This is a genomic window from Streptantibioticus cattleyicolor NRRL 8057 = DSM 46488 (genome assembly GCF_000240165.1).
In the GTDB taxonomy this organism is placed as follows: Bacteria; Actinomycetota; Actinomycetes; order Streptomycetales; family Streptomycetaceae; genus Streptantibioticus; species Streptantibioticus cattleyicolor.
In genome coordinates, this window is record NC_017586.1 from 4,206,514 (window position 1) to 4,220,944 (window position 14,431).

Sequence of the window (14,431 nt, forward strand, 5' to 3'; positions counted from 1 at the left end):
AGACAACGGCAAGCGCGGCACCATCCACCAGACCGGGACGGCATGGAAGACCAGCTGGGCGCGCTCGGCCTGGTCCTGAACGCCGTGGTGCTCTGGACGACCCGGTACATCGACGCCGCCGTCGCCCAGCTTCACGCCGAGGGGCCCGAGATCTGGGACGAGGGCATCGCGCGGATGTCCTGCTCAAGCACCGTAACCTCAATCCGCTGGGCAGCTACAGCTTCGCCGTGTGCTGCGGTCGTTGCGCGACCCGGACGCGCCCGGGCTCGATGAAAATTGAACGGTCTTGGCCACCGTCCGCGAGCACCCCTCCCAGTGCGCGGCGCGGCCGCAGCCCGCGGTGCCCCCAGATATGGTGGCGGCCGCCCGATCATTGGCCGGGCGGCCGCAAGCCTGCGGTGATCTGTCAGCGCTTCTTGTACCAGCTGGTGACAGCCTCCACGATGTAGCTGATGTTCTGCTGGCGCATCACCGGCGCGTACGCGCCGACCTCGAAAGACTCCGAGGTCTTCGGATCCTTTCGCCAGATCGACACCTCTTCCACCGGCGCCCCCATGGCGGGGGCGAGGCTGCGGAAGTGGGCCGTGATGGCCTCGGTCTCGACGCCGTCCGAACGCAGGTTGTGGAACACCGCCGCGAGGACGCGGAGCATGCCGACCGATCCGAGGAGCGAGTTCTCACGCAGCGCCTGCGGAGAGAGAGTGCCCTCGGCGACGGCGGTGAGGTCCGGGAAGGCTTCGGTGATGCAGTCGAGGAAGTCGAGGACGGCGGCGACGACCTCGTTGTCTTCGAGTGCGGCCTCCTTGGCCTTGCTCGTGCGGCCGGTCCCGAACATCACACCCCGGCTGACGTCGGCGACATGCTTGGCCCCGATCAGGTTCGGGTTCGTCTTGGTCATGCGGTCCTGCTCCATGTCCACGCGCCCCTTCAGGAGAGCGTGACGGATGACGTGGTCGAGAGTGCGATTGGCGACCTTCGAGGAGTCAAACCGGGACTTGACCGCAGCCGAGATGCCGCGGGCGTTGTCGGCGACGTCCACGAACATCTGCCGGGCGAGCGCCCCGTCCTTCTCCGCGTAGATGTCCACACCGATGGACTCCGCCCGCAGCCGCTCCAGCTCTCCGACGAACTTGGCCTTCTGCGTGTTCAGCTTCTCCACCCGGTCGGACTTGAGGCCGCCCTTGGCCAGGGCCCGGTCAATGCCTTGGATCTCGTGTGCCACTCGTTTGATCTCAAGGTCCACGCCGAGGAGCCGATGCTGACCGTCGATGGTCAGCATGAGAGACAGGCCGGAGTCGGTCCACGGGATCGTCAGATAGCCGATCTCCCCATTCGAGCCCTTCAGGGGATCGAAGGTGCAGCCGCCGGCGTCACGGACCAGGAGGGCCGGAGCCACCCACCGGGGGTTCGCGAGGTACAGCCCGAACTCCTTGGCGTGGCGCAGGTTGACGCGCCGATTGTCCTCGTCCGGGTCCTCGGGGTCCGGCAGCGGGAACAGGGTGGTCAGGTCAGTGAGGGGGATGCGGACGCTGTAGACGTCCCGGCCACCCTGGATGGAGTGCATCGCGAGGTAGGTGGACTCTCGCTTCACGCCGCTGAGGCGGCGAGGGTCAACGGACATCTCCATACCTAGTAACTCCTTAACTCGCACAACTAGAAGTTGATGTGACGGCTAAGAAGTTACATGCGCCGACAAGATCATGTGATGGCATTTAAGAAGTGGCGGACTGTCTTCCGGAACAAGGTGGCGGCGAACCTCGGTGAGTCAGCAGAAGATCGACCTCAACGGCGCAACTCCCTGCTGTGGAAGGCCGAAGCCGCCGCAAGCTGCCATCCCGTTCCAGAAGCTGAACGGCGTCCAGGCGCAAGCAGGGCCCACAGCGCACCTTGGTGGCCTCGGTGCTCGTGGCAGCGAGGGCACCAGTCGTCAGACGGCGCGGGCTGTGGGTAACTGCGCGACCCACGTTGCCACCTCAGTCAGATGCTCGGGCTGCAGCCCGAGGTGGGGAGCGGGCTGAACGAGGAGAGTCGCCGTTCCCTTGGCGGTGCGCTCCGCCGCCCAGGCGTGGTCGAGGCCAGTGAAGTCGTCGTCGATCCAGACGGCGGGGGCGTCGCCCAGCCAGGCGTCGACGTGGTCACGCTTCCACAGGTAGCCGTTGGGGTGGCTGGTGGTGATCTGCGGACGCGGGAGATCGACGTACGGCAGGGTTGGAAGGCCGAGGAGCGGGCCGATGAGGGTGGTGGCGTCCCGGCGCCAGCTGGTGCACCAGACCGGGGTGACCAGGCCGGTGCGGATGACGTCCATGAGCAGGCGGCCGTGGTCGGGGTTGAGCCAGACGGTGACCGGGTTGTCGGCGCTGCGGCCGGCGGGGACGACGACGTGGCGGGCGTGCGTGGCCGGGGTCGAGCCGTGCTCGTCGGGGAAGGGTATGAGGACGCCGTCGATGTCGAGGAGCAGGTAGGGCGGGCGCATCGGTTCCTCCGGGGGAAGCCGGGGCGGGTGGCTGGTCAGAGCTTGCGGGCGCGGATCAGCAGGGTGGTGGGCCAGTGGCCCATGCGGGGGTCGTGGAACTCCTGGGCAGAGGTGAGCCAGAAGCCCGCCCGGCTGAGGTGTCTCTCCCAGCGGTCGGTGTCGAACTCCCATCGGGCGATGGGGAGCCGGGTGCGGTCGGGCAGGGTGACGAAGTCGCGGCGGGGCCGGTCGTCGCCCGAGGGGCTTCGGCCACCACGCTGCGGGTGGGGGACGGAGAAGGCGAGCACTCGTCCGAGCGTGAGGCGCTGCGCGATGGCTGGCAGCAGAAGCTCAGGGGCGACGAGGCCGATGGCCCCGAAGACGGAGTAGATCGCGTCGAACTGCTCGTCGGAGGCGTGCAGGTAGTGCAGGGCGTGACCGGCGACGAAGGTGAGGTTGTTCAGCCGTCCGTAATGGGAGCGGGCGCGGCGGACCTGGAGGCCGACCAGGTCGACGCCGGTGGCACGGGCGCCATGGCGGGTGGCGAGGTGGGCGGCGTTGTGGCCAGGGCCGCAACCGAGTTCCAGGAGTCGCTTGCCGCGCAGGTCGGGGCCGAGGACGTCGGCGCCGGGACCTTGGCCGGGTCTCGTCGTCCACTCCATCCGGGCGGGTACTGCCAGAGGTTCGGCGAGTCCGGCGGCGGTGCGTTGGAGGGCGTGGGCGTGCCAGGGGGATGCCTGGGCGAGCACGTCAGATCTCCAGGAGGTGGAGGACGTCGGTGAGGTGGCGGCGGACGGCCTTGATGTAGGCGGGGTCGGTTGCCGGGTCGTTGATCCAGCGGATGGCCTGCTCCATGAACCACTCGACGGCCCACATGCGGTGCCAGCCCAGGGCCCAGTTCTCGGCGGTGAGCCCGCCGCGCGGAGCGAGGGCGTCGGGGGTGCCGCCGGCGGTGACGTACTGCTCCAGGAAGACGCGCAGGCGCACGGGGTGCGGGGGATCGATGGTTCCGTGCCAGCTGGCGAGGTCGAGCAGGCCGGGACCCGTGAAGGCGCGGGCGAAGTCGAGCAGCCGCCAGCCGCGCTCGCCGATGTGGAGGCTGGTGGGGTGGAACTCGGAGTGCACCCAGCCGAACGGTTCCAGCGGCGCTCCGGCCGAGCGGGCCTCGGCGGCCTGGGCGATTCGGTCGAGCGCGTCCGCGACGTCGTCGGCGTCCTGCCACCGGTCGCCCTTGCGCAGCCGTTCGAGATGCTCCAGCGACCTGGCCGGCAGCGTGCGCAGCCGGTCCTGGTCGAGGACGGGCAAGGATGGAGCCGTACGGGTGCCGTGCAGGACCACGGCCGCGGCGACGCCGTCGAGGTCGTCGGCCTCGCGTACGGAGGGTCCGAGGTCCTCCATAAGCATGCCGAGCCAGCCGTCCAGGACGGCGGAGGCGTGGACCTGGGGGACGGGTACGCCGAGGGTGTGGGCCAGGCGGAGGGCCTGGTCCTCGCTGTCGAAGGGCTTCTTGGCGTACTTGAAGATCGCCGTGGTGCCGTCGGGGAAGGTGACGCGCTCGACTCCGGACATGGACCACACGCGTACCTCCTCCCGTACGGCAGTGGTCTGGCCGGCCATGGTGAGCAGGTTGTCGAGGAGTTCGGCGCTGGGGTTTGTGGTCACGGGAGGGCTCCGGGGAGGGGTGGTGGCGTCCGGGGCGGGCGAGGGATGCCGGCCCGCCCCGGAGCCTGATCGGGAGGTGGGTTACGCGGCGGGGTTCACGCGGTGGGCGTAGACCTGCTCGATCCAGCTCGCCTTGAACGCGGCGAGGTCGTCGCGGAAGTTGGCCATCGAGGCACCGTAGGGCGCGACCACGCCGCCGGACTGGTCCGGCACGGACTGACAGCCGTGCACGAGCCGGCCGCCGAGCGCGGCGTGGGCCTTGATGGACTCGATCCGGCGGTGCTCGTTGAACCAGCCGCCGTGGTAGACCTCGTCGAGCATCCCGCCCGTCTCGTCGTCGAGGTCGAAGACGACGGAGGTGGCGGCGGGGAAGAACCAGCACGGGCCGACGTTGGAGATGTGCCCGTCCAGCTCGACCTTGTTGAGCGCCATGAGCGTGGCGGCCTCGCGGAGCATCCGCAGGTGGTCGGCGGTGATCTGCGGCAGGCCGAGGCCGGCCAGGTGCTCCTCGCGGAACAGGTACGCGTACACCTCGTACGCGGTGGCCAGGACGCGGGCGGCGTCGGACGTGGACTCGCTGTGCTGCTTGATGAAGTCGAGCGCGAGCTGCTCGACCGCGCTCTCGGTCGTCTCGTCCACGTTGAGGAGCTGGGACTTGACGAGCTCCCAGTCGGCGACGAGCCAGGTGTTCGACTCGAAGCGGAAGAAGTACTTGGCCGGGTCGATCGTGATGCGTCGGCCGTCGACCTGGATGCCGGGCAGGCGGCTCCAGCGCGGGTCGAACGCCTCGGGCAGCTCGACCGTGATGGCCGTGGTGTCGATGGTGGTCACCGTGTCTCCGTCTCTGATCGGCCGGGTTCGGGCACAGGAATGCCCGAGCCTGGTGTGGGCGTACGGAACTTCGGGGTGCCGCCCGGACCAAGGGGGAGCCTGGATCACGGTCGCGCCGTTCCGGGCAGCTGCTGATAAGTGAACCGGTGGTCACGCTCAGTGGGTACGGTGGAAGGCAGTTGAAGCGGTATACGCGGTTTACAGCTCCAGGACGGAGGCGATCGTGGCGGCGCAGAGAGAACCCAACTCCCGTCTGCGCGATGCCATCGACGCGGTCGGCTGCACCTACGAGGCTCTCGCCAGAGATGTGCGGCGCATCGCCGCCGAGAACGGCGAGATCCTCCAGACCAACAAGTCGGCCATCTCGCATTGGGTGAACGGCACCCGTGCCCCGTCCGGCCGGGTAGGTCAGTACCTGGCCGAGGCGCTGTCCCGCCGAGCGGGGCGCACGGTCACCCAGACCGAGATCGGTCTCCAGGCCAGCGATGACGAAGCGCCGGCGGAATCCGACCCTGTCCTCGCCGCCACCGACCTGGGCCGCGCCGATGTCGAGCGCCGCCGCTTCCTCGCCATCGCGGCCTTCACCACCGCCGGCGTCGCCATGCCGCTCGGATACGACCACGAAGCCACCGCCCGCATGCTCCGCGCCCGCACTGGTACGTCCCTGGTCGGGGCGGAGGACGTGGACGTCGTACGCCAGATCACCGCGGCCTTCAGCGCCGCCGACGAGCGCCTCGGCGGCGGGCACGGCCTGACCACCGTCACCGCGTACCTCGCCGACACCGCCGCTCCCATGCTGCGCGGACGCTTCCCCAGCGAAGCCTTACGCCGGACCGCCTTCGGCGCCGTCGCTGAACTCGCCTACCTCGCAGGGTGGAAGCACCACGACCTCGGCCAGGAAGGCGCCGCCCAGCGCTACTACCAGGTCGGCTACAAGCTCGCCTGCGAAGCCGACCCCCACGGCCACGCAGCCTGGATGATGCGCGCCCTCGCCCACCAGGCCCTGAGCCTCAAACAGCCCCACCACTGCGTCGACCTCGTCGAAGGCGCCCTCCGCACTGGTCTCGGCCACGTCGACGGCCAGACCGAGGCGCTCCTCCACATCACCCACGCCCGCGCCTACGCCGCCACCGACGAGAACCCGTCGGCCGCACGCGCGCTGCTCGCCGCCGAGGACGCCCTCCTCCGCGACGACGGCCCCCAGCCCAGCTACTCCCGCGTCAGCGGTCCCGCCGCGGGCACCGTGGCCAGCCACACCGCCCGCACCCTGACCGACCTCGCCGACCACATCGGCACCGAACAGCAGCACCGCGACGCCCTCACCCGCTGGGACCCGGAGAAGTACAAGCGCGTCCACGCCCTCACTCACGCCTACCTCGGCGACAGCCTCGCGGCCCAGGCCCGCGCCGACGAAGCCGTCGCCGCCTGGACTCAGGCCCTGGTCCTGATGGAGGGCATGACCTCCATCAGGACCCGCAAGGCGATCACCTCGATCCGCTCCACGCTCGCGGTCTACCAGCGGCGCAAGGTGCCCGGTGCCGCCGATCTCGCCCGCCGCGCCCGCGAGGCCCTCGCCTAACATGCCCAACAACCCGCCCGACGAAGGGAAGACCGTGGTTCAGCCGAAGACCGACGACCAGCCGAAGGCCCTCAAGCCGGCGCTCGAATCGATGACCCTGCTGGTCGCGGCCGTCATCGTCCACGACAAGGCCACCAACCGCGTCGTCCTCCTCCAACGCAGCGAGAACGCGAAGTTCGCCCAGGGCATGTGGGACCTGCCTGTCGGCAAGAGCGAGCCGGGCGAGCCCATCACGGAGACGGCAGTCCGCGAGCTGTACGAGGAAACCGGCCTCACGGTGAAGCCCGAGTCCCTCAGGGTCGCCCACATCATCCACGGCGCCTGGGGCGTCGAGGCCCCCAACGGCTTCCTGACGGTCGTCTTCGCCGCCCATGAATGGACCGGTGAACCCGAGAACCGCGAACCCCGCAAGCACTCCCGGGTCTGCTGGGTTGATGCCAACGCCATCCCCGAAGCCTTCGTGGACACCACCGCGAGTGCTCTGAAGCACTACCTGGAACGAGGGGCCACAGTCTCCCTGGCTGGCTGGTGAGCGTTGTGCGCAGGGCCGGGGTATTCATGCGCTGTGCACGACAGCGAGGGGCATTCGGGTCCTGAGCGAACCTTGCTCGGGGGCTTCCGCCGTCCTGACAGCCAGGCGCGTGAGAAGTAGAGTGTGAAGTGTGGACATGGTTGAGCGGGGCCCCCTCTTCGAGCGCGTGGTAGTGGACGACGTGCCGTTGCCTGATGCGCCTCTCGTCAGAGTCATCGGACAGCTACGCTTTGGCACGTTGTCGGTGCTCGCCTCAGGCAACGATGCCGCCCAAGCCTTCATGAAGGAATTGTCCGGGGACTACCCCTTCGTCGAGCAGGGGTTCGAGCAGACGATGCTCTTCACGCCCGGGCAGCCGATGAAGCAAGCGGAGGCGGGAAGTATCTGGCGACTGCGCTCTGCTGATCAAAGCAGTGTTGTGGCGCTGACTAATGGTGCCCTCACCTTGGAGACCACCGCCTACCAGGGTCGCACCGAATTCTGTCGAGAACTCACACGGCTGGGCAGTCTGCTCGAGTCTGTTACGCGCCTGCCATCGTTCAGTCGAATCGCTGTGCGGTACACCAATCGTCTGGTTGGTGAGACCACGCTGAGTAGTCTGTCGTCTCTCGTCCATCCAGAGCTCGTGGGTCTCGTGGGAGCGCCGCTGGGGGGCGGGGCTCAGCTCACCTTTGCCCTGTCGCAAGCCCTCCTCGCGCTGAACGATGGCAAGCTGCTGGTTCAATTTGGCCGTCTCCCAGAGAACGGCACGATCGACCCCACACTCCCGGCGGTCGCCGAGCCCAGCTGGCTACTGGATCTTGACTCGTACGGGGAGTTCCCTGACCCGCGGAGCGCCCTTCCGGCCGAGGCTGAGCAAATTTCGCGTGCTGCGGTTGCGTGTGCCGAGCGGGCCCACACATTCTTCCGGTGGGCAGTTACGGAGGAGTTCCTGACCCATTTCGGTGGCCGACCGTGACAAGTGCTGCGCTCATGTCCCCTCCAGGCCCCTACGTGGCCACCTCGGCTCAGGTCGAGCCTGCCCACGAGGAGGCCCAAGGGGGCGCCCCGCGAATCACTCGTGTGTGGATAACGGGTCCGATGGCAGTGGCTTGTCTGAGTGCCAGCATGACTCTTGGAAGTCTGGCAGTTCCTGCCTCGGCGACGACACCCTTGGAAGCGCGGACGGCGACTCCTCAGGTGCGCCTCATCCGAGGTGCTGCTGGTGAACGGGCGCCGTCACGGGAAGGGCTGGGCACACCCTATTCGCCGGTCAAAACCGTCGCCGAATCCGTGACTTACCTCCATGATCAAACAGGCTTGACCTGGGAACAGCTTGGGAAGCTGTTCGGAGTGAGCCGGCGGGCTGTGCACATGTGGGCGGCGGGCAAGCGGATGAACGCCAGGAACGTGCAGCTGTTGGGCGAGCTCCTGCGCCTCGTTCGCGCAGCCCCAGTCGAGTCCCCCGATGCTCGTAGGATGTGGCTATTCGCGCCTGAGGGTGACGGTGTGAGTCCAATTGAGCGATTCTTGGCGGAGCATCGTCGTCCGGGGCCCCCGCTTTCAGGTTCTGGGTACACGCCGGCGGGGCTGTTGGGGATCAGCGACGAGTGACAGGGGCGGACGCACGATGACGGAGCCGTCGATGGATTCCTCAGGGCCTGCAGGACAGTTCTTGTCTCAGATGGCGACATCAGCGGAGTCGGCGCGAGTGAATCTTGATGGCTTCCAGCAGGCTGATGTATTGAAGACCGAGCGCATACCACTGCTCGGCCCTGAGGGTGAGGTGCATTGGCACCCCACCCCCCAAGGTGTTGTTCTCATCAGCCAGACGTGCGACATCGTGCAGCCTACGAAGGCATACCTGCAGGTGGCGCCCGTGGTCAGGCTGCAACCGCAGCAGGTAAAGCCTGCTGCTAAGGGCGCGATGCCGCGGTATGTCGCTGTGCCGGCCGTAGGCGTCGACGCCTTCGCTGACCTTGACCATGTAGCCACCGTGTCTAAGGAGCATGTAGCGCTGCTGGTTCCTGAGCGCGGCGTCGAGACCACGCAGGATCTGCGCAGGTTTGGGATGCGTGTCGGCCGTCGGTTCGCTCGTTTCGGGTTCCCCGACGAGGTGGCGTATTGGCTCAACCCGCTGAAGGACCAGGTCGTCAGTAAGGCGGGAAACGTCAGCAGCCCTCTCGGCCGCGTGCTCGATGAAATGGTCGAGTCTCTGAGACTGGAATGCGACCCGGGTTGGGAGAGCGGGGCGCCGTACCAACTCAAGCTTCTAGTCCTAGTCAAGGCTGGCTTGCTCCCGGCGCTCGATGAAGGGGAGATCCCGTCCGTGCCGCTAGCGTTGTCGCAGTGGTTGTACGACGAGGGTGGCAAGATCATGCGGAAGCCAGCGCAGGTGGCAGAGCGGATTCTGGGCATGTCCGACTCCGTTGATCGCTACGAGCGGCAGTGGCTTTGGGAGGCGTTCGCGGAGTCTCTGGCTGCCGTATGCCGGCCGAAGGCTTCTGCCCCACCGGAGGCTCATGACGCGGTTGTCGATGGCGAGATCGGTGCGGAGGTCGCCACCGTCCAGGAAGTCAGCTACGAGCGCATCCTCCGTAGCGAGGAGATCGATGTCGAGCATTTGTCTCCGCCGTTGCCGCGCTAGTCATGAGCTGGGCGGCTGGCGGACTTCCTGTCGTGAGCGGGATCTTGTCTCGTCTCTGTTCGATGAGCCAGTCCGCAGGGAGTCCGCGGGACGGTCGTAATCACCCGTCGGAGACCAACGCAATCAACGGAGAAGGTGCTGGTCAGAGCCCTGGGTAGGGCTCCGCCGCAGGTCAGGGTCAGGCTGCAGACGTTCCGGTTCAACGTGTGAGCGGGTGAAACAACGCCACGTTGCTGAGGTGGCAAACAGGCAGATCAGAAGGGGCCGGACTCGCAGGAGTCCGGCCCCTTCCCGATGTCCAGACTGCTCAGGCGCCGTAGACGGTTGAGCGATGCCCGACATGCACGACCCACACCACCAGCTCACCATTGTCGATCGTGTAGATCACGCGGTAGTCGCCGACCCGTAGGCGGCGCCGGTCGGGCTGGGAGACGAGAGCAGTGGTGTTGAATCCCAGCGGGTCGCTCTCCAGCTCGGTCAGCTTGGCCAGAATGCGGAGAGCCATGTCGCGCGGGACCTTGCGGAGTTCGGCCTGAGCCTCGGGTCGGAAGACGGTGCGGTACTCACTCACTGCGCGCCAGCGTCTCCCTCATGATGTCCTCGATCGGGACGCCGGGTGTCGGGTTGGCCATGCGCTCATCGATGATTCGGTTGATCTCGCGCTCTTCCCACTCCTGGTACTTCCGGAGCACTTCGATGGACACCACGGCAGCCACCTGCTTGCCTCGGCGCGTGATCACCGTGGGCACGTCGTCGCGGTCAGCCCGCTCCACGACCTCGGCGAGGTGTGCCCGGACATCGCGGATGGACTCCATGGGCAGCGGTTGTGTCATGCGCTCAAGAGTACCGGGTGTCTCAGGTGTACACAACGGTTGTTGTCGCGCTCCGAGGCGCGGGGTGGGCCGGCCCCGTGCTGTTGGGCTGGCGCAGCGCGAGCGTCACCCGGTAAAGACGCCTCACTGACAGCAATGTTGCTAACATTGACGTTAGTAACATCGGCAGAGGTTGGTAGGCATGGTGGACTTCGTAGGCCGTCGGCAGGAGCTGGCGACGCTGGAGCGAGAGCTGCGGAAGGTCGCGGCAGGGGTTGGCGGGGAGCGGCCCGGTCGGTGCGTGATGTTGCGCGGGCGGCGGCGGGTGGGCAAGTCGCGACTGGTCGAGCGGTTCGCGGAGCGCTCCGGGGCCCCGTTCCTGTTCTATGCGGCGACCGGTGCGTCCCCCAGGGATGATCTGGCGCGGCTGGCGCGGGACGCTCAGGCGTCCACGCTGCCGTTGGCGGGGCTGGTGGCCGCCGCGCGGCCGGAGAGTTGGGATGCCGCGTTCGATGTGCTGGCCGCGGCGCTGCCTGCCGACCGGGCGAGCGTGCTGGTCATCGATGAGGTGCCGTACCTGATGGATGACGCCGGCGCCTTTGAGGGGATGCTGCAGCGGGCCTGGGACCGGGTGCTGGAGACCAAGCCGGTGCTGCTGGTCCTCATCGGCTCCGATCTGTCGATGATGGAGGCGCTGAACAGTTACGGGAGACCCTTCCATCAGCGCGGCCGGGAGATGGTGCTGGGACCACTCAACCCCGCCGAGGTGGGCAGGATGCTCGGGCTCGATCCGGCGGAAGCCTTCGATGCCGCGCTGGTGACTGGCGGGTTGCCGCTGATCTGCGCCGAGTGGCCGCGCGGCGCGGGGTTGTGGGACTTCCTCGGTGAGGCGTTGAGTGATCCGGTCTCGGCCCTGCTCGTGTCGGCCGAGCGCTCGCTGGCCGCCGAATTCCCGCCGCAGGCCCAGGCGCGTAGGGTGCTGGCGGCCATCGGCAGTGGCGAGCGGACCTTCACCAACATCGCCCGTGCGGCCGGCGGAATCGGGGCCACGCCACTGCAGCGAGCGCTGGAGTTGCTCATCGACAAGCGGATCGTCGCCGCGGAGCTGCCCGTGTCGCTGCGTCCGTCCAAGGACCGCCGCTACCGGGTGTCGGATCCCTACCTGCGTTTCTGGCTGCACCTGCTCGGACCGTCCATGGAGGAGATCGAGCGAGGGCGGGGCGATCTGACCCTGGCGCGTATCAGGGAGAACTGGACCAGCTGGCGCGGCCGGGCGATCGAGCCGCTCATCCGCGAGGCGCTTGCCCGGATACTGCCCGACGACCGGCTCCCCGCAGCCCCTGCGGTGGGCGGCTACTGGACCCGCACCAACGACGTCGAGATCGACATCGTCGGGGCGGACCGCGCCCCCGTCGCCAAGGAACTGCTCTTCGTCGGCTCCATCAAGTGGCTGGAGCAGTCCCCCTTCGACCGGCACGACCTGGCCGCTCTCCATCGCCACCGGGCCGCTCTCGCCGACGGACCCGTTCCGGTCGTGGCGGTGTCGCGGAGCGGCGTGGACGCTCCGGGCCTTGATGCCGCATACGGCCCCGGCGATTTGCTCACCGCCTGGCCGTTGTGAGTGGCGGGGGCGCGGGATGGCCACGTCACCCTCTGAGCTTGACTCTGTCGGGGATCTTGGTGTTCGGCTGCGGGTGATCATGGTGGTGCGCCAGTCTCGCGGGTGCATGATGATCGCGAGATGTCCGAGGAGTGCGAGATGTCGGTCCGTCCCCGTCCGGGTGCCGAGGTCCCGGATTTGACAGCGAGGATGGCGCGGGCCAGCAACCCCGTTGGTACGACGGCGATGTGGGTGCGTGACCGTCTCGACGGCCTGTGGCGGGACGAGGACTTCGCCGACTGGTACCCGCGCGACGGCAGGCCCGGGCTGTCGCCGGCCCAGTTGGCCACGGTGAGCGTGCTGCAGTTCGTGCTGGGCCTGTCCGACCGCGATGCCGCCGAGGCCGTGCGCTGCCGCATCGACTTCAAATACGCCCTTGGCCTCGAACTGGACGACCCCGGCTTCCACCACAGCGTGCTGACCGACTTCCGCGACCGCCTGCTCCAGGACGGCCGGGCGGACCGCCTCCTCGACCTCGCCCTGGCACGACTGAAAGGGGCTGGCCTGGTCCGAGAGCGCACCACCCAGCGCACGGACTCCACCCACGTCCTGGCCACCGTCCGCGACCTGACCCGCCTCGAACTGGTCACCGAGGCCGTGCGCGCGGCCCTGGAAGAACTCGCCCGCACCGCCGACCACGCGCTGGACGGCCTGGTCGGCGAGGACTGGGGCCGCCGCTACGGCCGACCGGTGCGCCTGGGCAAGAACCCCACCCGGCCCAAGACCCGGATCAACACCACCGGCGACGACGCCCGCCGCCTGCTCGAACACCTCGGCCGCAACCACCCCTCCCTGCTCGGCAGGCCCCAAGTCCAGGTCCTGCGGCAGATCCTGGTGCAGAACTACTACTGGGACCCCGTCGGGCGCCTGCGCTGGCGCGACGATGACGACGCCAGCGGCCTGCCGCCCTCGGCCCAGCGGATCGTCTCGCCCTACGACCCGACGGCCCGCTACGCACGCCGCGGGCAGGTCACCCGCTGGACGGGGTTCCTCGCCCATGTGACCGAGACCTGCTCCGACGACGGACCCAATGTGATCACTGACGTGGCCACTATGCCGGCGACCAGCGCCGACACCGAGGTCCTGCCCGGCATCCACAGCCGGCTGGAGCGGCGGAGCCTGCTGCCCGACGAGCATCTGGTCGACGGCGGCTACACCTCCCTGCCCCACCTGGAACAGGCCCAGCGTGGACACCGTGTCACCGTCGTCGGGCCACTGCCGGGCAACCCCACCCGCCAGCACCGCCGCGGCGAGGGCTTCGCCCGCGACGACTTCCGGATCGACTTCGACCGCAAGGAGGTCACCTGCCCGCAGGGCCAGGTCAGCGCCGGCTGGCACGGCCCCTACCCGACCTCCTCACCGACCGCCGCTCCACTGATCATCGCCCGCTTCACCAAGAGCCAGTGCCAGCCCTGCCCGGTCCGGGCCAAGTGCACCAGTTCCCGCGACGCCCACCGCTCCGTGGGCTTCCCTCCGCGCGAGCTGCTCGAACTGCAGTTGCGCAACCGCGCCGACCAGCAGGATCCGGCCTGGCACAAGCGATATGCGGTCCGCTCCGGAATCGAGGGCACCATCTGCGAGTTCGCCCACGGCCATGGCATGCGCCACTGCCGCTACCGCGGGCAGGCCAAGGCACACCTACAGCACGTACTCACCGCCATCGCCGTCAACGTCGAACGCCTCAGCAAGCAGGCCCCCGGCGAAAGCGCGCCCCCACGACCGCCGACAGCCTTCCAGGACCACCTCGACCAGCAAGGCATCCCGCGCCTACGTTCCTGGCGAGCCGTCAGCTGAGAGGACGGCAACCAAGATCCCCGACAGAGTCAAGCTGAGTACTCGTACGGATACCCACCGCCACCATACCCGCTAAGCTGCTGAGCCGCCTGACACGGACAAGCGACAAAGGGGGCACGGGGTCATGGGTGGGGGGACGGATCGGTGGGCGGCGCTGGCGGGGGCGGGGGCGGCGGATCTGAGGGTGGTGGACGCGGGGTTGCGGGCCGCGTCGCGGGTGGCGGAGGAGTTGGGGCAGGGGACGGCGCACGCGCGGGAGAGGCTGGCGGAGGCGCATCGAGGGGTGGCCGCGGCGGCCGAGGGGTTCGCGTTCGTCGCCGCCCTCGGCGAGGCGCACCGGTCCTGGCACGACCGCCTCGGCAGGATCCGTGACGACTGCCACGACATCGCCGGCCGCATCAGCGCCACCGCCGACGCCCACACGCACAACGACGCCGCCACCGCCTCCTCGTTCGGCGCCGGCGTGGCGGGGCGGTGAGCCGC

General features: G+C 68.5%; 14 protein-coding genes and 1 pseudogene. 8 read left to right on the forward strand and 7 right to left on the reverse strand.

Annotation, left to right across the window (positions count from 1 at the left end):
• Positions 1–4 precede the first annotated feature (4 nt).
• Positions 5–280: pseudogene (locus SCATT_RS18560) on the forward strand (Tn3 family transposase); the annotation flags it as partial.
• Positions 281–406: 126 nt separating this feature from the next.
• Here the strand turns inward: SCATT_RS18560 and SCATT_RS18565 are convergent.
• From SCATT_RS18565 to SCATT_RS18585, 5 genes are all read right to left on the reverse strand, one after another.
• Positions 407–1,627 (reverse strand): DNA sulfur modification protein DndB, encoded by a 1,221-nt coding sequence (locus SCATT_RS18565; RefSeq protein WP_014144647.1) that lies wholly within the window; start codon positions 1,625–1,627, stop codon positions 407–409.
• Between the two features lie 300 nt (positions 1,628–1,927).
• A complete protein-coding gene (locus SCATT_RS18570; protein WP_014144648.1) occupies positions 1,928–2,473 on the reverse strand; it encodes an HAD domain-containing protein in 546 nt (181 codons plus the stop codon).
• A gap of 35 nt (positions 2,474–2,508) precedes the next feature.
• The gene (locus SCATT_RS18575) at positions 2,509–3,201 is read right to left on the reverse strand and encodes a class I SAM-dependent methyltransferase (RefSeq protein ID WP_014144649.1); all 693 of its coding nucleotides are present in this window, start codon (positions 3,199–3,201) and stop codon (positions 2,509–2,511) included.
• Position 3,202: 1 nt separating this feature from the next.
• The gene (locus SCATT_RS18580) at positions 3,203–4,114 is read right to left on the reverse strand and encodes a phosphotransferase family protein (protein ID WP_014144650.1); all 912 of its coding nucleotides are present in this window, start codon (positions 4,112–4,114) and stop codon (positions 3,203–3,205) included.
• Between the two features lie 81 nt (positions 4,115–4,195).
• Positions 4,196–4,945: a hypothetical protein gene (locus SCATT_RS18585; protein WP_014144651.1), complete on the reverse strand. Its 750-nt coding sequence runs from the start codon at positions 4,943–4,945 to the stop codon at positions 4,196–4,198.
• Between the two features lie 223 nt (positions 4,946–5,168).
• Between SCATT_RS18585 and SCATT_RS18590 the strand changes: the two genes are divergently transcribed.
• The 4 genes from SCATT_RS18590 to SCATT_RS18605 all read left to right on the forward strand — a co-directional run bounded on the left by SCATT_RS18590 (position 5,169) and on the right by SCATT_RS18605 (position 9,682).
• On the forward strand, positions 5,169–6,524 hold the full coding sequence (locus tag SCATT_RS18590; protein ID WP_014144652.1) for a hypothetical protein: 1,356 nt from the start codon (positions 5,169–5,171) through the stop codon (positions 6,522–6,524).
• Position 6,525: 1 nt separating this feature from the next.
• Entirely contained in the window at positions 6,526–7,056 is a 531-nt protein-coding gene (locus SCATT_RS18595) for an NUDIX domain-containing protein (RefSeq protein ID WP_014144653.1), read from the forward strand.
• A 136-nt stretch (positions 7,057–7,192) separates the two neighbouring features.
• Positions 7,193–8,014 (forward strand): TIGR04255 family protein, encoded by an 822-nt coding sequence (locus SCATT_RS18600; protein ID WP_041824861.1) that lies wholly within the window; start codon positions 7,193–7,195, stop codon positions 8,012–8,014.
• Between the two features lie 705 nt (positions 8,015–8,719).
• Positions 8,720–9,682: a hypothetical protein gene (locus tag SCATT_RS18605; RefSeq protein ID WP_157894840.1), complete on the forward strand. Its 963-nt coding sequence runs from the start codon at positions 8,720–8,722 to the stop codon at positions 9,680–9,682.
• Positions 9,683–9,989: 307 nt separating this feature from the next.
• On the opposite strand, the gene SCATT_RS18610 is transcribed toward SCATT_RS18605, so the two are convergent.
• Entirely contained in the window at positions 9,990–10,253 is a 264-nt protein-coding gene (locus SCATT_RS18610; protein WP_014144656.1) for a type II toxin-antitoxin system RelE family toxin, read from the reverse strand.
• The gene (locus SCATT_RS18615; protein WP_014628308.1) at positions 10,246–10,515 is read right to left on the reverse strand and encodes a type II toxin-antitoxin system Phd/YefM family antitoxin; all 270 of its coding nucleotides are present in this window, start codon (positions 10,513–10,515) and stop codon (positions 10,246–10,248) included. The genes SCATT_RS18610 and SCATT_RS18615 overlap by 8 nt, the downstream gene beginning before the upstream one ends.
• A 181-nt stretch (positions 10,516–10,696) precedes the next feature.
• Between SCATT_RS18615 and SCATT_RS18620 the strand changes: the two genes are divergently transcribed.
• The 3 genes from SCATT_RS18620 to SCATT_RS38640 all read left to right on the forward strand — a co-directional run bounded on the left by SCATT_RS18620 (position 10,697) and on the right by SCATT_RS38640 (position 14,426).
• On the forward strand, positions 10,697–12,115 hold the full coding sequence (locus tag SCATT_RS18620) for an ATP-binding protein (RefSeq protein ID WP_014144658.1): 1,419 nt from the start codon (positions 10,697–10,699) through the stop codon (positions 12,113–12,115).
• A gap of 225 nt (positions 12,116–12,340) precedes the next feature.
• On the forward strand, positions 12,341–13,948 hold the full coding sequence (locus SCATT_RS18625; RefSeq protein ID WP_231905207.1) for an IS1182 family transposase: 1,608 nt from the start codon (positions 12,341–12,343) through the stop codon (positions 13,946–13,948).
• A 124-nt stretch (positions 13,949–14,072) separates the two neighbouring features.
• The gene (locus SCATT_RS38640) at positions 14,073–14,426 is read left to right on the forward strand and encodes a hypothetical protein (RefSeq protein ID WP_014144659.1); all 354 of its coding nucleotides are present in this window, start codon (positions 14,073–14,075) and stop codon (positions 14,424–14,426) included.
• Positions 14,427–14,431 lie beyond the last annotated feature (5 nt).

Excerpts from the sequence above, each read along its gene's own strand:
- SCATT_RS18565 (WP_014144647.1), bottom strand. The coding sequence starts at position 1,627 with ATGGAGATGTCCGTTGACCCTCGCCGCCTCAGCGGCGTGAAGCGAGAG.
- SCATT_RS18570 (WP_014144648.1), bottom strand. The coding sequence starts at position 2,473 with ATGCGCCCGCCCTACCTGCTCCTCGACATCGACGGCGTCCTCATACCC.
- SCATT_RS18595 (WP_014144653.1), top strand. The coding sequence starts at position 6,526 with ATGCCCAACAACCCGCCCGACGAAGGGAAGACCGTGGTTCAGCCGAAG.
- SCATT_RS18600 (WP_041824861.1), top strand. The coding sequence starts at position 7,193 with ATGGTTGAGCGGGGCCCCCTCTTCGAGCGCGTGGTAGTGGACGACGTG.
- SCATT_RS18605 (WP_157894840.1), top strand. The coding sequence starts at position 8,720 with ATGGCGACATCAGCGGAGTCGGCGCGAGTGAATCTTGATGGCTTCCAG.
- SCATT_RS18615 (WP_014628308.1), bottom strand. The coding sequence starts at position 10,515 with ATGACACAACCGCTGCCCATGGAGTCCATCCGCGATGTCCGGGCACAC.
- SCATT_RS18620 (WP_014144658.1), top strand. The coding sequence starts at position 10,697 with ATGGTGGACTTCGTAGGCCGTCGGCAGGAGCTGGCGACGCTGGAGCGA.
- SCATT_RS18625 (WP_231905207.1), top strand. The coding sequence starts at position 12,341 with ATGTGGGTGCGTGACCGTCTCGACGGCCTGTGGCGGGACGAGGACTTC.
- SCATT_RS38640 (WP_014144659.1), top strand. The coding sequence starts at position 14,073 with ATGGGTGGGGGGACGGATCGGTGGGCGGCGCTGGCGGGGGCGGGGGCG.